The organism is Candidatus Methanoperedens nitratireducens (genome assembly GCF_000685155.1).
In the GTDB taxonomy this organism is placed as follows: Archaea; Halobacteriota; Methanosarcinia; order Methanosarcinales; family Methanoperedenaceae; genus Methanoperedens; species Methanoperedens nitratireducens.
In genome coordinates this window covers 218,780-238,446 of record NZ_JMIY01000005.1, presented here as the reverse complement: position 1 = coordinate 238,446, position 19,667 = coordinate 218,780, and the positions used below count along the sequence as shown (strand labels likewise).

Here is a 19,667-nt window from a genome sequence, read left to right as displayed (position 1 = left end):
GCAGATTTTATCCGAATTCATCTGCGGTTAATATAATTTTAATTATAAAAATCATTCTCTGCCTCAGCAGAGAATGATTTAGCAGAGGATGATTTTATTCACTCATCCAGTATCGCTTCTGCCGTCTCCCTGTATGCATTCATCACATAGGGTATGCCAGATATCTTCGAGGCCTCTTCTGTCAGTGCCATGATATCCTGGCGCCCGATAGTTGAGACCCTGAACCTTCGTGAACCAGCCATCAGTTGCTGCAGCCCTGTCCTGAACTTCTGGGCATACGTGTATATGCCAAGTGCACCGAGCGGTATGTTCTTCATCTCATTACCGAAGCGCTGGGCAAGTTCCTCATAGCAGACGAAGATCTCCTCCGGCTTTCTTCCATACTCTGCGACTGTCTTTGGCAGATCATTCTCCTGTATCCATTTACCAATATTCTTGCCAACGAATCCGGGTATCATCAATGCCCTTCCCATGCATACGGCCTTAACATACGGCGCGCCCATAGCCAGTGCTTTATACACTCCGTCTTCACTTGAGAACCCGCCTGCCATGGCAAGGTCAGGTACTCTCATGCCTCTTCTGCTCAACTTCTCAGCGAACTCATAGACCAGTGATTGCAAGTAGAACGTCGGGATACCCCATTCTTCCATCATAGGCCAGGGACTCATACCTGTTCCGCCAGGCGCACCGTCGAATGTGAGCAAATCTATTTTTGCCTCAGAGCAGTATTTTAATGCCATTGCAGCCTCAACCATGGAATAAGCTCCTGTCTTCAGAGTGACACGCTTAAATCCAAGATCGTGTAACCGATCAACTTCTTCTAAGAATCCTTCTTTTGTGACAAAGCCAAGTCTTGAATGCCGTTCAAACTCCTTTATCGCTCCGTCCTTATATGCAGCCTTTATTGCCTGGTTCTCAGGGTCTGGTGTGACGATGTACCCGCGTTTTTTGAGTTCGACTGCACGTTCTATGCTGTTGACCTTTATTTCACCGCCTATGCATTTTGCGCCCTGTCCCCATTTAAGCTCGATTGTATCAAGATTATGTTTTGATGATACATATTCAGCCACGCCAAGTCTTGTATCTTCTACATTCATCTGGACAAGGATCTCACCGTAGCCCTGGTGGTACTTCTTATATGTCTCTATCCTGCGATCCATCTCAGGAGACATCTTGATCTTTTTGTTGCTATCAAGTACAAGTCCTGGATCTATACCGCACACGTTCTCTCCACATACAAGCGTGATCCCTGAGATTGCAGCTCCGGCTGCGAAGTGCTCCCAGTTCTTCCTTGCGATCTCAGTTGAACCGAGCGCGCCCGTGAAGATCGGCACTTTCATGCGGATTTTCTTCTCCCAGCCATACTCGGTCTGTGTATCAACCCTCGGGAAGATAGCCGTATCAGGGTTTGGCTCTTCCCCTTCAGGAAGTCCCCAGGCACCGACTGCATAGCCCTGTATGTTCAGATGTGAGTAATCTACAGGATAGTTCTTATCTGCGCCAGCGGTTATGGTACCAAAAGGCCCGGGATAGATCACTTCCCGTCCCCTGAATGAGGACTTGAAGATTTCGCAGTTTCCGCGGCATCCGTCTACACACCGAGTGCATAATCCTGACATCGGAGATACACTCTTTGAGCGATTAAAGGTTTGCGTCGCTTCATTCGCATTTGGTTGTCTTAGATTCATTTTTCCTCCAAGTGGGTATTTTTTAAAGAAGTTTCTGTTGTTGCTCTTCTTCTACATTGTAAACAAGTTGATTTAGCGTGGTCTCACGCCCGGAAACGGAAGGTAGTTTCCTTTATATAAATATTGCGCTCAGGAAGCGGAAGGCAGTTTCCTTTGCATAAATATCATGATTAATTGAATCAAAAGTTCTGTCTTTATATAGTATATAGTAGGTGGGTGGGTGAACATAATCTGGCTGATCAATGGCGGAAGACCGCAAAATAAACGCCCCGCATCAGGAGAAAAATATGAGAAAAAAGAATCAGACGACCTTCGAGGGATCCAGAGTGGATCCAATAATCGATAAATATAATGCTGAACAGGGTTCGCTTATCTCTATATTACAGGATATCCAGGCAGAGTACAGATATCTCCCCAGGGAGGCACTGGAGCATGTAGCCCGGCGGTTGAACATCCCCGTGGTGCAGGCCTTCGGCGTGGCTACCTTTTTTCGGGCCTTCACCCTGGAACCCAGGGGCAGGCAACTGATACACGTATGCATGGGCACAGCCTGCCATGTCAGGGGCTCACAGAACGTGCTTGAAGAGGTGGAGCGCAAACTTGAGATCAAAGCTGGCGGTACAACACCAGATGGGGAATATACACTTGAGACTGTTAACTGCGTGGGAGCATGTGCTCTGGGTCCTGTTGTTATCAGGAACGAGGAATATCTCAGCCATATGACTCCCACCAAGGTCTCGGGTCTTTTAAAAAAGGTGTGAAGGTGAATCAGTTGAGGATATCATCTGTAAAGGAACTTGATGAGCTGCGGCGTGAGATACAGGACAGCAGGGATCCAGATAGACCCCGAATAACCGTATGTGGAGGCACAGGCTGCAGTGCAACCGGGTGCAAAGGCGTGGCAGGTATGCTCAGGGTGGGTCTGAAATCCAGGGAATTAGAGGGCAGGGTTGACCTGAGTGTAACAGGATGTCATGGGTTCTGCGAATGCGGTCCGATAGTGATAGTGTATCCACAGGGCATTTTCTACCAGAGGGTAACTCCAGAAGATGTGGATGAGATCATAACTGAGACCATAGAACATGGCAAACCTGTGGAAAGGCTGCTATACAGGGATCCGGTAACTGGAGAAAAAAAGATACATGAAACGGATATACCTTTTTACCAGAAACAGATGCGCCTGACGATTGGGAACAATACGGCTATCGATCCTGCCAGTATCAGTGATTATCTGGCAACAGGAGGATACAGCGCACTGGCAAAGGTTCTTTACGGGATGGCGCCAGAGGCCGTAATCGAGGAGATTAAAAGATCAGGGCTTCGCGGCAGGGGCGGCGGTGGTTTCCCGACCGGGGTCAAATGGGAGTCCACCCGTAATGCGCCTGGAGATATAAAATATGTCATATGCAACGCTGATGAAGGCGATCCAGGGGCCTACATGGACAGGAGTATACTTGAAGGCAACCCGCACAGCGTTCTTGAAGGTATGATCATCGGCGCTTATGCCATAGGCTCGCATGAGGGTTATGTCTACGTAAGGAACGAATACCCCCTTGCAGTTGCGAATACAGCCACTGCAATCCAGCAGGCACGTGAACTGGGTCTGCTTGGCGAAGATATACTTGGCTCAGGCTTCAGTTTCGACATCAGGATCAACAGGGGCGGAGGTGCATTCGTTTGCGGCGAATCCACAGCGCTCATGGCATCGCTTGAAGGAAAGCCTGGAGAGCCCAGGGCAAAATACATCCACACCTCTGAGAAAGGACTGTGGGACATGCCCTCCAACCTGAACAACGTGGAGACATGGGCGAATGTGCCCCTCATAATAAACAGAGGTTCACAGTGGTATTCACGCATAGGCACAGAATCAAGCAAGGGTACCAAGGTGTTCAGCCTTGTGGGAAAGATCAATAATACAGGTCTTGTGGAAGTACCAATGGGCATCACCCTGCGCGAGATCATCTTTGATATAGGGGGCGGTATCCCCGGCGGAAGGAGATTAAAGGCAGTACAGACCGGAGGTCCCAGCGGAGGCTGCATACCTGAAGCCCTTATAGATCTTCCTGTGGACTATGAACGATTGGCGGAAGTCGGTTCTATGATGGGGTCAGGCGGTATGATCGTGATGGATGAGAACACCTGCATGGTCGATATTGCAAGGTACTTTACCAGTTTCCTGCAGGAAGAATCATGCGGCAAGTGCGTGCCATGCCGTGAAGGACTGTTTCGATTGGGTGAGATACTTACTGATATCACTCAGGGCAGGGGAAGGATGGAAGACCTGCCTATCATCGAAGACCTCTCTGAGATGCTAAAGGATGCATCCCTGTGCGGTCTGGGTACGACCGCGGCAAATCCTGTAATGTCAACGCTGAACTATTTCAGGGATGAGTATGTAGCGCACATAAGGGATGGAAAATGCCCGGCAGGCGTGTGCAGGGAGCTTATAGCGTTCAGGATCGACCGTGAGAAATGTACAGGCTGCGGTGTCTGCATGAAGAATTGCCCATCCGGGGCCATCACAGGAGAGAAAAAACAGACCCATGTGCTGAATACTGAGAGATGTACGAAATGCGGGATCTGCTATGATTCATGCAGGTTTGATGCCGTTAAAAAGGAGTGAGTATAATGTCAGAAAAAAACAGATCAAGAGGAGAAATGGTCACATTCATGCTCAACGGAGCCCGGGTGCAGGCTGACCCCGGATCGAGCCTTCTGGAAGCGATACGGTTCTATGGTCTTGATATCCCGACCCTGTGCTATGACGAGGGGCTTACGCCCTACGGCGCATGCAGGCTGTGCGTTGTAGAGGTGGGCAGCGGTAAGAGAGAGAAGCTTGTAGCATCCTGCGTGCATCCTGTCAGGGAAGGGCTGGAGGTCCGTACCCACAGCAACCGCGTATTAAAGACAAGGAAAATGATACTGGAATTGCTCATTGCACGGTGTCCTGGCTCAAAGAAACTACAGGATATGGCTTCTGAGCTTGAGCTTAAGGAGATCAAGTTCAGACCGCTCAATGATGACTGTATCCTGTGCGGGCTGTGCGTGCGCATGTGTGAGGAGCAGATGGCAGCCAGAGCCATCGGTTTTGCCGGAAGGGGCAGGGACAGGTACATTACCACACCCTTTGACATGACCTCAGAGGAGTGCCGCAAGTGCGGTGCATGTATGTATATCTGTCCTGCCTGTGAGCTGCGATGCCAGGGCACGGGGGCAGAAACAGTGCTGTGCAGCGGATGTATCAATACCGAGCCGGTCTGCGCCAGCAGGTACGATGATGCCATGTGCTTCATGGTACCGTGCCTGTCCTGCGTAAGAACACCTGAGGATGTGAAATAGCGATTATGAACCTGGTTAATTAAAATATTTGGAGGATCAAAAATGTCATTAACAAGAGTAAATGCAACGGCGGCAACGCTGACAAAGAACAGGACAGAGGGCTCCATAAGCCCGTTAAGCGGTATGTGCGTCACATGTGTGGACGGATGTATCGGTATGTGCGAGATAGGGAAGTCTGCTTATCGGGGCACAGAGGTTATCTATCCCCAGCCTTTTGGAATTACCACCTCGGCTTCTGAGAAGAACTATCCCATTGACCTGAGCCATTTCAATATCCTGGGTACTGCTGTGGGAGCGCAGGGAATTGAAGCAAACAGCAACATAGCTATATTCCCGAATGCAGACCTTGAGGTAAGGATAGGCAAGGAGAAGGATATCAAACTCAGGCTTCCTTTCATTATCCCCGGGCTCGGGAGCACCGCTGTCGCCAAGAACAACTGGGACGGGCTTGCAATAGGCGCTTCAATGGCTGGCGTCCCCCTTACAATAGGCGAGAATGTATGCGGTATGGACCCTCAATCCACAATCGAGGACGGCAGGGTAGTTGATTCGCCAGATCTTGCCAGCAGGGTGAGGATGTACCGCGACTGGCAGATCGATGGATACGGCGACATCATAGTGCAGGCAAACGTGGAGGATACAGCACTGGGAGTGCAGGAATATGCGCTGGAGAAACTGGGTGTCAAGACTGTTGAGCTGAAATGGGGGCAGGGAGCAAAGAACATAGGCGGCGAGGTCAAGCTTAACAGCCTTGAGCGGGCAAAGCTGCTTAAAAGCCGCGGATACGTTGTCCTGCCTGACCCAGCAGACCCGGACGTCGCAGAAGCGTATAGAGCAGGCAGTTTCCATGAGTTCGAGAGGCACAGCCGCGTGGGTATGGTCACAGAAAAGGGATTCATGGATCGTGTGGAAGAATTGAGGGATGCAGGTGCAAAACATGTGTTCCTGAAGACAGGTGCATACAGACCCGCAGACCTTGCAAGAGCTGTTAAATATGCAAGCAAGGCAGAACTTGATTTGCTGACCGTTGATGGTGCAGGCGGAGGCACGGGAATGAGCCCCTGGAGGATGATGAATGAATGGGGCATCCCGCAGGTTGAGATCTACTCGCTTCTTTACAGGTATCTTAAGAGACTGGATGAGCGCGGCGAGTTCGTACCTGATGTTGCAGTGGCAGGCGGAATTACCATGGAGGACCATGTCTATAAGGCACTGGCACTGGGCGCTCCTTATTTCAAGATAGCTGGAATGGCCCGCAGTCCTCTTGCGGCTGCAATGGTGGGCAAGACTATAGGCAGAAGGATAAATGAAGGGAAGGTGCCTGTGTACATCAGCAGGTTCGGAAGTACTGTTGAGGAGATCTTTATCACAACGCCTCATCTTAAGAAGATATACAACAGCAGGTTCGCAGAGATCCCTCCAGGAGCTATCGGAGTATATACCTATTTCCAGCGCCTGAGGCAGGGTATGCAGCAGTTGATGACCGGGAACAGAAAGTTCGCTTTGAAGTATATAGAGAGGGGCGATATAGCAGCCATTACCAGAGAAGCGGCTTCGGTCTCAGGAATCCCGTATATAATGGATGTGGATCAGGAAGAGGTAGAAAGGATACTGAGTTAAAGGTAATCTGATAAAAGATGGCTTGGATGGAAAGTGGGACAAAAAAAGAGATGATCGAATTAGTACTGCTTTAACCTGTACTGGCGTCTGGCATAATTTGCTGAACTTGTACACCACCGCATAATTCTGTCCCACAGCCACTTGAGTCGAAACCTTTTTATTGAACTACAAACATGAAGAAATGAAAAGTCTAACAGGCTTACATCCTTTAATGGAAAAAGCAGAAGACGCAATCGCATTTGATCTATAACAGGAGGTAGAATTTATGGCAGGCCAGATGGGCGGACAGCCGATTATCATTTTAAGGAAAGGAACAGAAAGGACACGAGGAGAAGAAGCAAAAAGAAGCAATATAATGGCTGCACGGGCTGTGGCTGAAGCAGTGCGAACCACTCTTGGCCCCAGGGGCATGGACAAGATGCTTACTGACCCGGCAGGACAGGTAATTATCACAAATGATGGAGCAACCATACTTGATGAGATGGCCATCAAACACCCGGCTGCAAAGATCGTAGCTGAGGTGGCAAAGACACAGGATGAGGAGGTCGGAGACGGAACGACCACTGTAGCGGTTCTGACAGGGGAACTCCTGAAAGGCGCAGAGACGCTGATGACGCAGGGAATCCATCCTACCACGATTGTGAGTGGGTACACGCTTGCAGCACACAAATCAAAAGAGATCTTATCCGGGATTGCCATGGATTCAAGTGATGAACACCTGCGCAGAATAGCCCATACAGCACTGACAGGAAAAGGTGTAGAATTCTCAAGAGAGAAGCTCTCAGATCTGGCTGTCACTGCTGTTAAATCGATAGTTAAAGAAGAAAACGGGAAAAAGACCGTAAACATAAAGGACATCTCTATCGAAAAACGCGGGGAAGGAAGTGTAGAAGACAGCGAGCTTATAGCAGGGATTATCCTGGATAAAACCAAAACCCACCAGAGCATGACTTCCCGGATAGAGAATGCAAAGATAGCAATACTGGCAACACCAATAGAAGTCAGGAAGGCAGAGACAAAATCAGAAATAGCCATAGAAGCACCCGGACAGACCCGTTTATTCCTGGAGCAGGAGGAAAGACAGATACGTGATGCTGTTGATAAGGTGATCAAAGGAGGAGTAAACGTAGTGTTCTGCCAGAAAGGGGTGGATGATCTTGCACGCTACTTCCTTGCCAGGGCAGGTATCTTTGTGACCCACAGGGTCAAGAAGAACGACCTGTTAAAATTATCAAGGGCTACAGGTGGCAAAATCATTACGAGCCTTGATGAGATCAAGCCTGAGGCTCTGGGATCTGCAGGACTTGTTGAAGAGAGAATGGTCGGAAACGGTGAGATGATATTCGTTACAGGATGCAAGAATCCGGATACCTATTCAATACTGCTGCGCGGAGGAACAGAACACGTTGTAACAAGCCTCAATAGGGCAATGCATGATGCCTTACGCGCTGTAGGAGTAGCAATCGAAGACGGAAAAATCGTTGCAGGCGGAGGCTCACCTGAAGTGGAACTGGCACTGCGCCTTCGCGAGTATGCATCCACGATGACCGGGAGGGAGCAGCTTGCAGTCAGCAAATTCGCTGATGCGCTTGAGATCATCCCGAAGACCCTTGCGGAAAATGCAGGACTTGATGCAATTGACATGCTTGCTGAGCTTAGAAGACAGCATGAGCAGGGGAATAAGAATTCTGGCCTTGATGTAAACGAGGGCAAACCTGTAGATATGCTGGTGAACGAGGTTATAGAACCCCTTCGCGTGAAAACACAGGCCATAACGTCTGCCACAGAGGCAGCATCAGTGATACTGCGTATCGATGATGTGATGGCTTCAGCAAAAGATGAGCGCCCCAAGAAGAAGCCTGATCTAAGTGATTTAGAATGATTTATTTTTTTCAATTTTTAGCTTGATTTAAATCAAATAGGCACACCACAAGGCTTATTATCACAAAAAACCCACTTCAATATGGGGACGTTAAATTCGTGTTGATAAAGTACATGGGGGATTAGTGTTCTTCAGACTATAGTCTGAAAACATATGGGGACCAGTGTTTCAGGGTATAGCGATCATGTTAGCTGTGTAGCTGGTCGTGTATATCCTGATTAGAATAATCCAAAATTCCTCCAGCAACACACAATGTAACGATCTCAGAACGAGATAAAAAGGAGGTGAAATAGATGAATAAGAAAATAGTACCTCTATTACTTGCACTGACACTTGTAGCTATGATCGGTGTGCCGCAGGCTTTAGCGGTATCCCATGATACACCGATGAAAAAGATACAGAAGCCACAAATGATCACACCAACTCCAACACCAATGATTACTTCAGTGGAAACACCAGTAATCACACCAATTGAAACACCGATGAAAAAGATACAGAAGCCACAAATGATCACACCAACTCCAACACCGATGAAAAAGAAACAGGAGCAACAAATGATTACACCAATTCCAACACCGATAATTACTCCAGTGGAGACACCAGTAACCACACCAATTGAAACGCCAGTGGAAACACCGATGGTTACTCCAGTGGAAACACCAGTGGAAACGCCTGTGGAAACACCGGTAGAAACACCGATGGTTACTCCAGTGGAAACACCAGTGGAAATACCGACACCACCGATGCCTATCCCGGAGTTCCCTACGCTGGTTCTTCCTATTGCAGCGATAATGGGTCTTATTGCGCTACTGCTCTACAGAAGAGAGAACAGGTAGGTTATAACAGAGGGGACAAACAGATAAACTGTCCCTTCTTTATTTTATTGGAGCTTGATCTCTCTTATTGTATGGTATATCGGGCCATCAGGCGTGAGGATGCTTTTTTTGAAGCTTATTGAATTTACGACCATAGTCCCAAGATCAACTTCTCCCAATTTATTTATCTTATCAAGGATGACCGCTTTTTCCCTGGCCTGTTTTACACGGGCAAGCGTGGCATGTGGAGTAAACTGATAATCTTTTTTAAATTTGAATGGTGTAAGGACGCGCTCTATTTCATTATGTAAAGTCCCGAATTCACCCTGTGCCCCTATCCAGATAACCCTGATATAACCTGATTTTGGAAATACACCTATTCCCTTGATCCTTGCTTCGAATGGTCTGCAGTTAATCTGTGATAAAGCCGAAATAATAGGCTCAACTTTATCTTCCTGTGTATCTCCGAGGAATTTCATGGTAATATGTACCAGTCCTGGCTCAACAAGTTTAATGCCTGGAGCCTTCAGCATTGAGCTTATTCTCTCTATCTCCGGGATGAATGTATCAGGTAGTTCAACAGCAATGAATGTACGTATCATATTCTCATTACTTAAACTCTCTATTTGCTTAAAAATTTGGGTGTAATACTGGAAAAATCATTTAAATAGAGAACTACTTACTATATATTGAGGAGCCGGGGAATGTTTCCTATCCTATCCATAATACTTTTTTTTGGCTCCTCTATCCTGAATTCTTTAATACAATGAGAAGATAATGTTAATAATCGATATATTGCCCCATCTTTTTGATCTGTTTTCCCATTACCACCCCGGCAACAACCCCGCTTAAATGGGCACTGCGTGCGATAGGATCGGTTAAGCCGAATAATAACCCGAATATCAGATCTATGAGGACAAGAAGGATCAACACATAGGTTATTCTCACAGGGGGGCCAAAAAATAGAGATACCTGTATATGAGGAGCTATCACTGCAAGGCATGCGAATATTCCGAGTATCGCTCCGCTGGCACCGATCGCAGGTACTGAAGATCCAACAATAAAAATGGACCACAGTGAATAACCTATTGCTGCAATGATGCCTGAGAGGAAAAATACGGCCAGGAATCTCTTCCCTCCTATTCTGCGCTCAAGCTCAGGTCCGAAAAAGAACAGGATCATCATATTGAACAGCAAATGCATTGTACCAGCGTGCAGGAATATAGATGTCACAAGGGTCCAGGGCCTTGAGACAATATCCAGAGGATAGAGAGCCAGATAAAAGAAATAACCTGGAATAACCATACTCAGAAAGAAGGATATGATAGCTATTATCAGGATCGTTAGAGAATAACTGCTTCTTATTGTTGATATGGCATTGCCCAACGGTTTAAAGACAGGTTTTTTATGCTTCTTTACCATTTGATCGGGTTTATAATTGTATAATCCTCCACTATCGTGAATCCTTTCTTTGAACAATGCAAGCCCGGAGCAATTATGCGATTCAGGCAGGCGGTGATTATAACAATACGGGTTGCCGCAGAATTTGCATGTGAACGGCATCGGGTCTCTAAAACCGCAGTAATCGCATTCTTTTGACATGGTATTATTCCCTCGTGAAATATAACAGGATACTCAGTGCAATAAACTGAAGCGCATCCGGGACTATTACATACATAAGGTTATATCCTAACAACTCAACTATCGGCGGATATACCTGCGGAGGTGTGCTTGCTATAAGTATCAACAGCAAGACAGCCCGTGAAAGGCTCTGGAGCAGGAGCGCGAGGGTGAAGATAATAAGACCAAGCGTAAAATTAGATTTTATTCTCCTGTATATCTCAATATACGAATATAAAAGCACAAGCAGTAGTACTATGTTGCCTGCTGTAATATAATATGCGACCTCTGTTACTTGAATAGGATTACCTCCCTGCTATTTTGATTTACTCTGTTTATCAACTTTTTCCCAAATTTGGTTGAATTCATCTAAATTTGTCTCCATAGCCTTAGATATAAAATACATTGCGCCGTACTTATCGCCCTCCATTGTGATAACTCCGTTTTTGATAAGAACGTCAAGATGGTGCCTGATAGTCTTATAATCCATATCCATCGATTCAGCTAACTGATTTGCATTATACGGCCTATCGATAAGGTGTTTCAGTATTAATGCACGGGTCTGCCCTCCGCGTGTTCCTGCAATCAGATACCATAGTAATTTTTTCAGCTAGTTTCCTCCTATCCTACCGGTCAGGATGAATTAACATCGTAATGATTATAATGTATTATAAAAAGTTATGCAGGGCCGCCATAACTTCTCACTTTAAAATCGGCGCAGTATATCCTGGCAATCTCCCTGCATTTATCAATATCTACTACAGGAAGATCGACCACAGTGAACCTCAACTCCATTCTGGTTCTTGAGATATCACGGGCGAACTCAAGCATTTTTTGGTATGCTTTTCTGAATTTCGGATCACACAACTGGTTATATTTCTCTTCATCCTGGGCATTCAGACTGATAGAAACGATTTTCATCCCGGCGTCCGCCAGCTCTCCTGCCACATCCCTGTCAGGATACAGTAGTCTGGCATGGCCAATAGTATCAAGCCTGGTTGGAATGCCCCGAACTGTAAGCCATTTTGTGATCTTAAGTACATCGTCTAAACGCACCAGTGGTTCTCCCATTCCGGTGAAAACTACCTCTCTGTACTTTGAGAGTTCAGTTTGTGAGAGTTGTTCGATTATTTCTGAAAGTGCAGGTTCCCTTGAGAGCCTGAGGTTATAACCATACACACCATCAGAATAATGTTTGATACAAAAAACACAACGGGCAGTACATCTATTTGTAATATTAAGATACAGGTTTCCGTGTGCTTCATAAATGATAGTGTCTTTTGTGTTCATTTTTATTGATAAATAATAATGATCTATTGCTTCTTATTACTTTTCATCTTGTTATTACTTCACATCCATCCTCATTGATGATCACTGTATGTTCTGATTGCGTAACGATTTCTCCACTTGCTTCGATTAGTTCAAAATATTTCCTTAAACCTTTCATATCTTCAATCTTTATCTCAGGGATCCATCTTCTCGCAAAGGGCAGTGTGCCAAATCTATCCATGATCTCTTGATGTGCTTTTGTTTTGATCTTTTCGTTTATTGCAAAGATATACGACCTCCCATGTTTTATATTCCCATCGCCGTATGTGGCGAAAGGCTCGATTGCAAAGACCATATCTTTCTTTATCCTCTGGCTAAATAAGCTCCCATAGTTTGGTATGGTCACTCCTGCATGCAGTCTATACCGCTCCAGACTGTGCCCTGTCAGATCCTTGATCGGATTGAAACCATATTTTTTAATAGTTTCCCAGATTACTTTTCCAATCATCCGTGTATGGGCATTATCCCTGATAGAGGTAATTGCTTTTTCCAGTGCTTCCTCAGAGGCCATGATTATCCTGTCATGGTCTCTTGTCCCTATCTCAATTGTACACGCAGTGTCTGCAATAAAACCTTCGATGTGGACACCTATATCCACCTTGACCACATCTCCTTTATGGAAACATCTCAGGTTATCCTCTGGTGTGAAATGAGATGCGATCTCATTGATGGAGATGTTGCAGGGGAATGCGATATTTCCCCCCAGTTCCTCGATCCTGTTCTCAATATACTCTGCAGCCTCAAGTAGTGGAACATCCTCTTTTATGATTTTTTCTGATTCATTCCTGACTTGAGCTGCGATTTCTCCTGCTTCTATATAGTATCCATGAATTGCTTCATTCATCTCTTGTAACTATTGCTGCTCCTATCAATATAAGTGCACCGCCGGTTATTATCAGCATTGAAATTTGTTCATTGAGAATAATAACTGCCAGAATAACTGCACTCACAGGTTCAATTAACCCCATGATACTGGCACTGGATGCTCTTACTTTCTTTAGTCCGTTAAAATACAGCGATACAGCCAGTATAGTCGGGAATATCGCCAAAAGTATGAGATAAGCAGTGTTTTCAAAAATTACTTCCGCAGGAACAAGGCCAGCAGGCATGAGGATAAGAATTGCGATTATGAAACTCCAGAATGCCTGTGTGTAACCTGAATAGGTCTGGCTGATATATTTTGATATCATTATCTCGGATGCATATGTGATTCCAGAGATTATGCCTGCCAGTACACCGAATGAAAGCTTGTAAAAATAAAGATCTTCCGGACCAACAATAAATATGATTCCAGCAATTGATAGAACAAGGGCAAGCAATCCTTTCTCTGCAGGGCTCTCTTTCAAAAGCACCGGAGAGAGCACGGTCACATATACAGGTGCAGTATACAGCAACAACACCGCAACAGAGACTGATGACTTGAGTACTGATATAAAGAACATCAGCATGGTTATCATTTGCAGTATGCCAAATAACACAAGGTAGATTTTTTTATCTTTGAGCTTTACCTTACCCAGGTTGCCAGAGATCAACAAAGCAATGAAAAATATTACCGCTGCAAAAGTAACCCTGTAAAAAATTATGCCCTGTACCGATATCCCGCTTATCATTTTTCCAAATATTCCCGCAAGGCTGAACAGGACAGTGGCTGTTATTATCTCTCCATAGCCCTCAAAAAGATTGCGATTAGGGATGTAGATCATCTAAATAATCTTTTCTTCTCCTCTTTCTCTTGTTCTTATCCTTATATCCCTCAAAAAAGATATACTTTGAGCCAGGGCTATCATCTCATCCCTTGTGAGAGGCTTCTCTTTTTTTAGATCTTCATCAGGGGCATATTCAGGAATGCCCTGCTGGATGACGTACGTACAATCATGCCCTGTAAGGGACTTAGCTATCCCGGGAACATCATCAAAGGATCGAAAAACGGTAGTCCTGACCTCGATATCAACACCCTTCAGGTTCAATGATCGAAGCGCATGTTCGGCGGCATCATCAACACCTCCTGTAATCATGCTGTATCTTTGTGCATCATAAGGTGTGGCTTTGATATCCAGGAAGATCTTATCAACAAGTTTTTTCTCAATCAACCTGGAAAGACGCTCAGGGTAGTACCCGTTGGTCTCGATACCTACGAGCAAACCCTGCTTTTTTGCAAATTCTGCAAGGTGCTCCAGTTCTCCGGGATGCGCTGTGGGCTCACCGCCTGAGAAAACCACCGCGCTTATAAAAACTTTTGAATCAAGTATCTGATTCTCGATTTCTTCAATATCGACAGCACATCCTCTCTTGAACAGTGGCTCCAGCCTGTTCGTCACCTTTATGAATTCATTATTTGAGCAATAAAGACATTTAAAATTGCAGCCGTTGAAGAAAACGACAGATACAGATCTGCCGTACCAGTCTATTGTTGATACAGGGATGATTATACCGCTAAAAATCAATCTCATTCTTCTCCTTTATCAAAAAGATTATGAATTAATAAACTAATCCCATATCAGAGCGCTGTATTAAATCTTGCGCAGGTTAGGATTTCAGTTAGGAAGATATGATTAAACGGAGAGATACAGATGTCAGGTAGATCAGATATATTGAGAAAGATGGGACTGTTCGGTATCGGTGTAATTTCAATGACACAGGAGAAAATCGAGGAATTTACCCAGGAAATGATAAAAAGGGGAGAGATGAACCAGGAGGAAGGAAGAGCATTTGTCAGACAGGTCCTATCAGAGAAAGATAAGCAAATTGCAGATATCGAAGCCAGAGTAAATGAAGCTGTTAGAGACATGATCAAAAGGAGTGGAGTTGTGGCGAGGGCTGATCTTGAGGTTCTTGAGAGAAGAATAGAGGAACTTGAGAGAAGCACTGTGAAGAGAGCGAGTCTTGAGGCTCTTGAGAAAAGAATAGAGGTACTTGATAGAACCTCTGTGATGAGAGTTGATCTTGATATTCTTGAAAGGAGAATCGTAGAGCTTGAAGAGGCGATCCGATCTATGGCCAAATAACAGATCTGTCCTGGAAGTAGCATCTTGCATCTGCTGGATAAAGAATACGCCTATGTTAGACGATATCGGGAGATCGTTAATGTACTGATACGGCATGGTTTCGGATATCTTGTTGATAGATTCGGCCTTCGACCGTCTCGATTGCGTGAGAGGATCACAAGGCCAAAACCATTCAAGGAACAACTGTTCTTATTATCTGAAGCAGAAAGACTGAGGCTTGCTTTAGAAGAGCTTGGGACCACATTTATAAAATTAGGGCAGATTTTAAGCACGCGCTATGATCTGCTTCCAGAAGAGTATATAAAAGAACTAACAAAACTTCAGGATCGTATTCCTCCATTTGATTATTCAGAAGTAAGGAAGGTGGTTGAGAGAGAGTTCGGGATAAGCATTGAGGGGATTTTTGTTTCATTTGATCCCGTACCGCTTGCTGCGGCTTCAATAGGGCAGGTTCACCGTGCCAGACTCCTAGAGGGGGATGAGGTAATAGTTAAGGTGATGAGACCTGGTATTGAAAAAATAATCGAGATTGATCTATCGATTCTAATGAGCATGGCAAGATTTGCCGAGAAGCACATAAAAGAAACTAAAGCTCTTAATGTCATTGGCTCTGTGGAAGAGTTCTCCCGTATTATCAGGCAGGAGTTAGATTATATCCATGAGGCCCAGAACGCAGATAGATTCTATCTGAATTTTGCAGGAAGCACGACTGTCAGGATACCAAGGATCTACTGGAAGTATACAACAAAACATGTTTTAACCATGGAATTTCTGGAGGGTATCAAGATATTAGATTTTACACAGCTTGATGCAGCAGGACTTGATAGAAAAATAATCTCTACAAACCTTGCAAATGCGTATTTGAAGATGATATTCGAAGACGGCTTTTATCATGCAGATCCGCATCCAGGGAACATACTGGTCTCAAAGGAAGGGGCTATTATATTTCTTGATTTTGGTATGGCAGGACATATCGACCATGTCCTTCGGGAGAACCTTGTTAATATCATGATAGCTATTGAGAGGGATGATATCGACCTGCTAATAGACAGTATCGTAGAGATGGGATTGATTAGCGATGTTGCGGCTGAGAACTCGATGCTTCGGGTTCATATTGAGGATCTTATAAACAGGTATTATGATATACGTGTCAGGTTCATAGATCCGACGGCGTTTTTGCGCGATCTTATAAGTGTGATAACAAAGAGCGGGGGTAGAATACCGACAAACGTCATGCTTTTATCAAAGGCACTCAGCATAGCGGATGAGATCAACCGCAAACTTAACCCGGATTATAATTTTGCAGAATACCTGGAACCTTATATTAACAGGATTATTGAGGAGCGTACAAGGCTATCCCATATAGCCAGTGAGACCGCAAAAACAGCATGGGATTTTATCCGGCTGCTAAGATCCCTCCCACGGAGGGCCAGTCATATCCTTTCAAAAGCGGAGAAAGGGACTCTTAGAATTGAACTTGAGCACCAGGGACTTGAGACAGCTATTGAGGAACTTGATATAGTAAGTAACAGGTTATCGGTCAGCCTGATAATATCTGCTCTGATAGTGGGTTCGTCTCTTATTATCCAGAGCAATATAGCCCCGCGTCTGTGGGAGATACCTTTGTTCGGGATTCTTGGATTCCTTATCGCCGGATTTCTTGGAATGGGGCTGGTCATCTCTATCCTGCGCTCTGGTAAGTGGTGAAATAGAAGTGCTTCAACTTGATATGGATGTTCTAATAGCTTTATCTCATGAAGCATATTAGATGGAAATATGAATATCGCACTTATCGCGCCTACACCTGTTGAATCAAAAGAACTGAGGTTCGAAATACGCCCGGAACCAAAGGCAGATTTTAAAGTTATCTCTAAAGGAGAGTTACATGGAAACTCTATTATCTTTACACATTGCGGCGTGGGTAAGGTCAACGCTGCCCACTCTACTACCCTGGTGCTGGAGAACTACGATATAGAACTTCTCGTACTTTTCGGCATTGGAGGCTCATATTCTTATTCTGGCGCCCGGACAGGTGATATTGTTATCGCAGAGAGTGAAAACTATGGCGAAGAAGGTATATTAACAAAAGAGGGCTGGAGATCCATGGAACTCACAGGCTTTCCTTTACTAAAAGATGAGAGAGAATACTACAATAATTTCCCGGTCGATCAGGAATTAGCGCAGTTTGCAATAAAGGTTACCAGAGATGCAGGTTTTAACGTAAGATCAGGTAATTTTGTAACTGTATCGCAGTGCTCAGGAACGCGCGAGATTGGAGAAATCTTAAAGAAGCGTTTTAATGGCATATGTGAGAACATGGAAGGAGCGGCTGTCGCGCACATCTGCGCACTTTACAGGACTCCCATGATAGAGATCAGGGGTATAAGCAACATCATCGAGGACAGGGATTTAAGAAAATGGAACATAGAGATAGCAGCCTCAAACTGCAATAGAGCAGTAATTGAATTGGTGAAAGGGTTAAAATGAGAAATCTCTCTTTAGGCTACTCGCCATGCCCGAATGATACATTCATTTTCTATGCTTTGGCCCATAAGAAAATAAGAGGAGATGTGGAATTCTCAGAGATACTCAGGGATGTTGAGACGCTGAACAATATGGCTTTGCGCAGGGAACCTGATGTAACCAAGGCATCCTTTCATGCATTCGGTTTTTTAAGAGAGGATTACTGTCTGCTCCGTGCAGGCAGTGCGCTTGGGAGGGGCTGCGGGCCTCTGGTAGTCGCTAAAACACAGATACGGGAATCTGAGCTTGCGCAAAAGAGGATAGCTATCCCGGGGAAGATGACGACAGCTTATTTACTACTCAAGCTGTTTGATCCTGAGATAACGGATGTTATTGAGATGCCTTTTGATCAAATCATGAACGCGGTCAGTCTGGGCATGGTAGATGCGGGTTTAATCATTCACGAGGGCAGGTTTACTTATCCGGGCTACAATCTTGTGAATATCATTGATCTTGGGGAGTGGTGGGAGAGAGAAACAGGTTTGCCTGTACCTCTTGGTGGAATCCTTGCGAGGAGGGAATTAGGCGCATCTGTGATAAGAGAAATAGACCGAATGATAAGAGAGAGTATCGAATACGCATTTCAGAATCACACGCTTACCCGCCAGTATATAAAACATAATGCACAGGAACTTGATGATGAGGTAATTGACCGGCACATCAAACTCTATGTAAACGATTATACACTGGATATCGGGGATGGTATAACCGCAATCGAAGAAATGTTGAAAACAGCAGAGGAATTAGATTTGATCCCGCATTCTGATAAGCCTGTACTCACAGGTTAAAGTTTAAGGTGGTTACCTGGAGTCATAAAAGTGAGAGCAGGCAGATCAACCCTATCTCATGCCACTGAGCCTGTGGTTGACCTGCTCTCCCAGTTCGGTCAGAGCATATTTTCCGTCCTCGTATGTTACCAGCTTCCTGGCTCGCAGTTCTTCTATATTCCTATCTGCCCCTGTGATCCGAGTTGTTTTTGCTATGGTTGCACTGTCCATGGGGCCTTTTGAATCAAGTACAGCAAGAATCTTGCTCAATTTATTATTGCTCGCAACAAACCCTATTAATTCTTCCATAGATCTCCAGATGACTTTGACTGAGATAACTTTATTGCATGTGAGAACTATATAAAAACGGCGGGCTAGCCCGGGTAACTCGGCGTTATCTGTAACCCGAAACCGTCGATAGCGGGGGGCGAAGCCAAGGGAAGAAGTTTTAACTGTTGCCCAGCCCACAGGTTCTACTGTGAAACCCCGTCCTATGGGGATGGCGTTGGTACAGAGGCTTTTCTGAAGTAAGGTTTCTGTACCTTAATCGCGGATAACGATCTAGGCCCGGAAGGGAGCAAATCAGCCGTGAACAACTATCGCTCATGGGGTCGCGGGGTGGAGGCGAGTCTGTGGTCAACTGGACAGCGGAAGGAGCTACGACCCGAGGTGTGCCCGCTACTTCTCACTATATCCATCAGCATAAAGATTAAGTAAAAAGTGTTATATAGCAAACAGTAAATAAGAGAGTGCCAAAAGCTGTTTTTGGATACTGATCGGCTAATCGCATTGATGTTCTACCCTGACGAGATAGCCAAGCCCGGTATGGCGCAGGGTTGCTAACCCTGTGTTCCCGCAAGGAACTCGGGGGTTCAAATCCCCCTCTCGTCGTACATAATTATCCTTTGCATTCGATAGGAGATTAAAATGGATACTAAATTTTACTACCACGCAGATCCAATTACAATTTATAAAGATGATATCTTAAAAACAGATTGCGTGCCAAATGAAACTATTGATTTAGAGCCTATCCGAAAAGTCCAGAAGCTCTGAACGTTATCCATGCACATGCGAAGTGT

Annotated in this window: 20 protein-coding genes, 1 tRNA gene and 1 other RNA gene; 12 read left to right on the top strand and 10 right to left on the bottom strand. The window is 45.3% G+C overall.

What is annotated here, in order from left to right:
- Window positions 1-98 precede the first annotated feature (98 nt).
- Entirely contained in the window at window positions 99-1,688 is a 1,590-nt protein-coding gene (locus ANME2D_RS11045; RefSeq protein WP_048091611.1) for an FMN-binding glutamate synthase family protein, read from the bottom strand.
- 287 nt (window positions 1,689-1,975) lie between these two features.
- Between ANME2D_RS11045 and ANME2D_RS11040 the strand changes: the two genes are divergently transcribed.
- The 6 genes from ANME2D_RS11040 (at window position 1,976) to ANME2D_RS11015 (ending at window position 9,365) form a co-directional block, all read left to right on the top strand.
- Window positions 1,976-2,449, top strand: a complete 474-nt coding sequence (locus tag ANME2D_RS11040) for an NADH-quinone oxidoreductase subunit NuoE family protein (RefSeq protein WP_048091923.1) — start codon at window positions 1,976-1,978, stop codon at window positions 2,447-2,449.
- 11 nt (window positions 2,450-2,460) lie between these two features.
- Window positions 2,461-4,311 carry an NADH-ubiquinone oxidoreductase-F iron-sulfur binding region domain-containing protein gene (locus ANME2D_RS11035; protein WP_241763360.1) on the top strand — a complete coding sequence of 617 codons (1,851 nt, stop codon included), beginning with the start codon at window positions 2,461-2,463 and terminating at the stop codon, window positions 4,309-4,311.
- Between the two features lie 5 nt (window positions 4,312-4,316).
- Window positions 4,317-5,027 (top strand): 2Fe-2S iron-sulfur cluster-binding protein, encoded by a 711-nt coding sequence (locus ANME2D_RS11030; RefSeq protein WP_102044987.1) that lies wholly within the window; start codon window positions 4,317-4,319, stop codon window positions 5,025-5,027.
- Between the two features lie 42 nt (window positions 5,028-5,069).
- The gene (locus ANME2D_RS11025; protein ID WP_048091607.1) at window positions 5,070-6,647 is read left to right on the top strand and encodes an FMN-binding glutamate synthase family protein; all 1,578 of its coding nucleotides are present in this window, start codon (window positions 5,070-5,072) and stop codon (window positions 6,645-6,647) included.
- A gap of 277 nt (window positions 6,648-6,924) precedes the next feature.
- Window positions 6,925-8,529, top strand: coding sequence for a thermosome subunit alpha (gene thsA, locus ANME2D_RS11020; RefSeq protein WP_048091920.1), 1,605 nt, complete (start codon window positions 6,925-6,927; stop codon window positions 8,527-8,529).
- Window positions 8,530-8,822: 293 nt separating this feature from the next.
- Window positions 8,823-9,365 carry a PEF-CTERM sorting domain-containing protein gene (locus tag ANME2D_RS11015; RefSeq protein WP_048091605.1) on the top strand — a complete coding sequence of 181 codons (543 nt, stop codon included), beginning with the start codon at window positions 8,823-8,825 and terminating at the stop codon, window positions 9,363-9,365.
- A 44-nt stretch (window positions 9,366-9,409) separates the two neighbouring features.
- Here the strand turns inward: ANME2D_RS11015 and thpR are convergent, their stop codons facing one another.
- The 8 genes from thpR to ANME2D_RS10975 all read right to left on the bottom strand — a co-directional run bounded on the left by thpR (window position 9,410) and on the right by ANME2D_RS10975 (window position 14,743).
- Complete coding sequence (gene thpR / locus ANME2D_RS11010; protein WP_048091602.1) at window positions 9,410-9,946, bottom strand: RNA 2',3'-cyclic phosphodiesterase; 537 nt, start codon at window positions 9,944-9,946, stop codon at window positions 9,410-9,412.
- A gap of 178 nt (window positions 9,947-10,124) precedes the next feature.
- Window positions 10,125-10,946: a rhomboid family intramembrane serine protease gene (locus ANME2D_RS11005; protein WP_081810247.1), complete on the bottom strand. Its 822-nt coding sequence runs from the start codon at window positions 10,944-10,946 to the stop codon at window positions 10,125-10,127.
- 4 nt (window positions 10,947-10,950) lie between these two features.
- Window positions 10,951-11,208, bottom strand: a complete 258-nt coding sequence (locus ANME2D_RS11000) for a hypothetical protein (RefSeq protein WP_052368865.1) — start codon at window positions 11,206-11,208, stop codon at window positions 10,951-10,953.
- Between the two features lie 72 nt (window positions 11,209-11,280).
- On the bottom strand, window positions 11,281-11,550 hold the full coding sequence (locus tag ANME2D_RS10995) for a winged helix-turn-helix domain-containing protein (RefSeq protein ID WP_277812942.1): 270 nt from the start codon (window positions 11,548-11,550) through the stop codon (window positions 11,281-11,283).
- A 92-nt stretch (window positions 11,551-11,642) separates the two neighbouring features.
- The gene (locus ANME2D_RS10990) at window positions 11,643-12,254 is read right to left on the bottom strand and encodes a TatD family nuclease-associated radical SAM protein (RefSeq protein ID WP_048091586.1); all 612 of its coding nucleotides are present in this window, start codon (window positions 12,252-12,254) and stop codon (window positions 11,643-11,645) included.
- Between the two features lie 43 nt (window positions 12,255-12,297).
- On the bottom strand, window positions 12,298-13,137 hold the full coding sequence (map, locus tag ANME2D_RS10985) for a type II methionyl aminopeptidase (RefSeq protein WP_048091584.1): 840 nt from the start codon (window positions 13,135-13,137) through the stop codon (window positions 12,298-12,300).
- Window positions 13,130-13,996 (bottom strand): DMT family transporter, encoded by an 867-nt coding sequence (locus ANME2D_RS10980; protein ID WP_048091582.1) that lies wholly within the window; start codon window positions 13,994-13,996, stop codon window positions 13,130-13,132. The genes map and ANME2D_RS10980 overlap by 8 nt, the downstream gene beginning before the upstream one ends.
- Entirely contained in the window at window positions 13,997-14,743 is a 747-nt protein-coding gene (locus ANME2D_RS10975) for an anaerobic ribonucleoside-triphosphate reductase activating protein (RefSeq protein WP_048091580.1), read from the bottom strand.
- A 120-nt stretch (window positions 14,744-14,863) separates the two neighbouring features.
- Between ANME2D_RS10975 and ANME2D_RS10970 the strand changes: the two genes are divergently transcribed.
- The 4 genes from ANME2D_RS10970 to ANME2D_RS10955 all read left to right on the top strand — a co-directional run bounded on the left by ANME2D_RS10970 (window position 14,864) and on the right by ANME2D_RS10955 (window position 18,609).
- On the top strand, window positions 14,864-15,298 hold the full coding sequence (locus tag ANME2D_RS10970) for a phasin family protein (protein WP_052368859.1): 435 nt from the start codon (window positions 14,864-14,866) through the stop codon (window positions 15,296-15,298).
- Window positions 15,299-15,322: 24 nt separating this feature from the next.
- Window positions 15,323-17,005, top strand: coding sequence for an ABC1 kinase family protein (locus ANME2D_RS10965; RefSeq protein WP_157834075.1), 1,683 nt, complete (start codon window positions 15,323-15,325; stop codon window positions 17,003-17,005).
- A gap of 69 nt (window positions 17,006-17,074) precedes the next feature.
- Entirely contained in the window at window positions 17,075-17,785 is a 711-nt protein-coding gene (mqnB, locus tag ANME2D_RS10960) for a futalosine hydrolase (RefSeq protein ID WP_052368855.1), read from the top strand.
- Complete coding sequence (locus ANME2D_RS10955; protein WP_048091576.1) at window positions 17,782-18,609, top strand: menaquinone biosynthesis family protein; 828 nt, start codon at window positions 17,782-17,784, stop codon at window positions 18,607-18,609. The genes mqnB and ANME2D_RS10955 overlap by 4 nt, the downstream gene beginning before the upstream one ends.
- Before the next feature lie 51 nt (window positions 18,610-18,660).
- Here ANME2D_RS10955 and ANME2D_RS10950 read toward each other — a convergent pair whose 3' ends face one another.
- Window positions 18,661-18,897 carry a hypothetical protein gene (locus ANME2D_RS10950; RefSeq protein WP_048091574.1) on the bottom strand — a complete coding sequence of 79 codons (237 nt, stop codon included), beginning with the start codon at window positions 18,895-18,897 and terminating at the stop codon, window positions 18,661-18,663.
- A 58-nt stretch (window positions 18,898-18,955) separates the two neighbouring features.
- Between ANME2D_RS10950 and ffs the strand changes: the two genes are divergently transcribed.
- Window positions 18,956-19,269, top strand: an RNA gene (gene ffs, locus ANME2D_RS17445) — signal recognition particle sRNA.
- A 123-nt stretch (window positions 19,270-19,392) separates the two neighbouring features.
- Window positions 19,393-19,479 (top strand) — tRNA-Ser (locus ANME2D_RS10945).
- The last annotated feature ends 188 nt before the right edge of the window (window positions 19,480-19,667 follow it).

What these genes read in the sequence shown, in the direction of transcription:
- ANME2D_RS10975 (WP_048091580.1), bottom strand. Translation starts at nt 14,743, where the DNA reads ATGAGATTGATTTTTAGCGGTATAATCATCCCTGTATCAACAATAGAC.
- mqnB (WP_052368855.1), top strand. Translation starts at nt 17,075, where the DNA reads ATGAATATCGCACTTATCGCGCCTACACCTGTTGAATCAAAAGAACTG.
- ANME2D_RS11040 (WP_048091923.1), top strand. Translation starts at nt 1,976, where the DNA reads ATGAGAAAAAAGAATCAGACGACCTTCGAGGGATCCAGAGTGGATCCA.
- map (WP_048091584.1), bottom strand. Translation starts at nt 13,137, where the DNA reads ATGAATGAAGCAATTCATGGATACTATATAGAAGCAGGAGAAATCGCA.
- ANME2D_RS10950 (WP_048091574.1), bottom strand. Translation starts at nt 18,897, where the DNA reads ATGGAAGAATTAATAGGGTTTGTTGCGAGCAATAATAAATTGAGCAAG.
- ANME2D_RS11030 (WP_102044987.1), top strand. Translation starts at nt 4,317, where the DNA reads ATGTCAGAAAAAAACAGATCAAGAGGAGAAATGGTCACATTCATGCTC.
- thpR (WP_048091602.1), bottom strand. Translation starts at nt 9,946, where the DNA reads ATGATACGTACATTCATTGCTGTTGAACTACCTGATACATTCATCCCG.
- ANME2D_RS10955 (WP_048091576.1), top strand. Translation starts at nt 17,782, where the DNA reads ATGAGAAATCTCTCTTTAGGCTACTCGCCATGCCCGAATGATACATTC.
- ANME2D_RS11025 (WP_048091607.1), top strand. Translation starts at nt 5,070, where the DNA reads ATGTCATTAACAAGAGTAAATGCAACGGCGGCAACGCTGACAAAGAAC.
- ANME2D_RS10980 (WP_048091582.1), bottom strand. Translation starts at nt 13,996, where the DNA reads ATGATCTACATCCCTAATCGCAATCTTTTTGAGGGCTATGGAGAGATA.
- ANME2D_RS10970 (WP_052368859.1), top strand. Translation starts at nt 14,864, where the DNA reads ATGTCAGGTAGATCAGATATATTGAGAAAGATGGGACTGTTCGGTATC.
- ANME2D_RS11005 (WP_081810247.1), bottom strand. Translation starts at nt 10,946, where the DNA reads ATGTCAAAAGAATGCGATTACTGCGGTTTTAGAGACCCGATGCCGTTC.
- thsA (WP_048091920.1), top strand. Translation starts at nt 6,925, where the DNA reads ATGGGCGGACAGCCGATTATCATTTTAAGGAAAGGAACAGAAAGGACA.
- ANME2D_RS11015 (WP_048091605.1), top strand. Translation starts at nt 8,823, where the DNA reads ATGAATAAGAAAATAGTACCTCTATTACTTGCACTGACACTTGTAGCT.
- ANME2D_RS10990 (WP_048091586.1), bottom strand. Translation starts at nt 12,254, where the DNA reads ATGAACACAAAAGACACTATCATTTATGAAGCACACGGAAACCTGTAT.
- ANME2D_RS11045 (WP_048091611.1), bottom strand. Translation starts at nt 1,688, where the DNA reads ATGAATCTAAGACAACCAAATGCGAATGAAGCGACGCAAACCTTTAAT.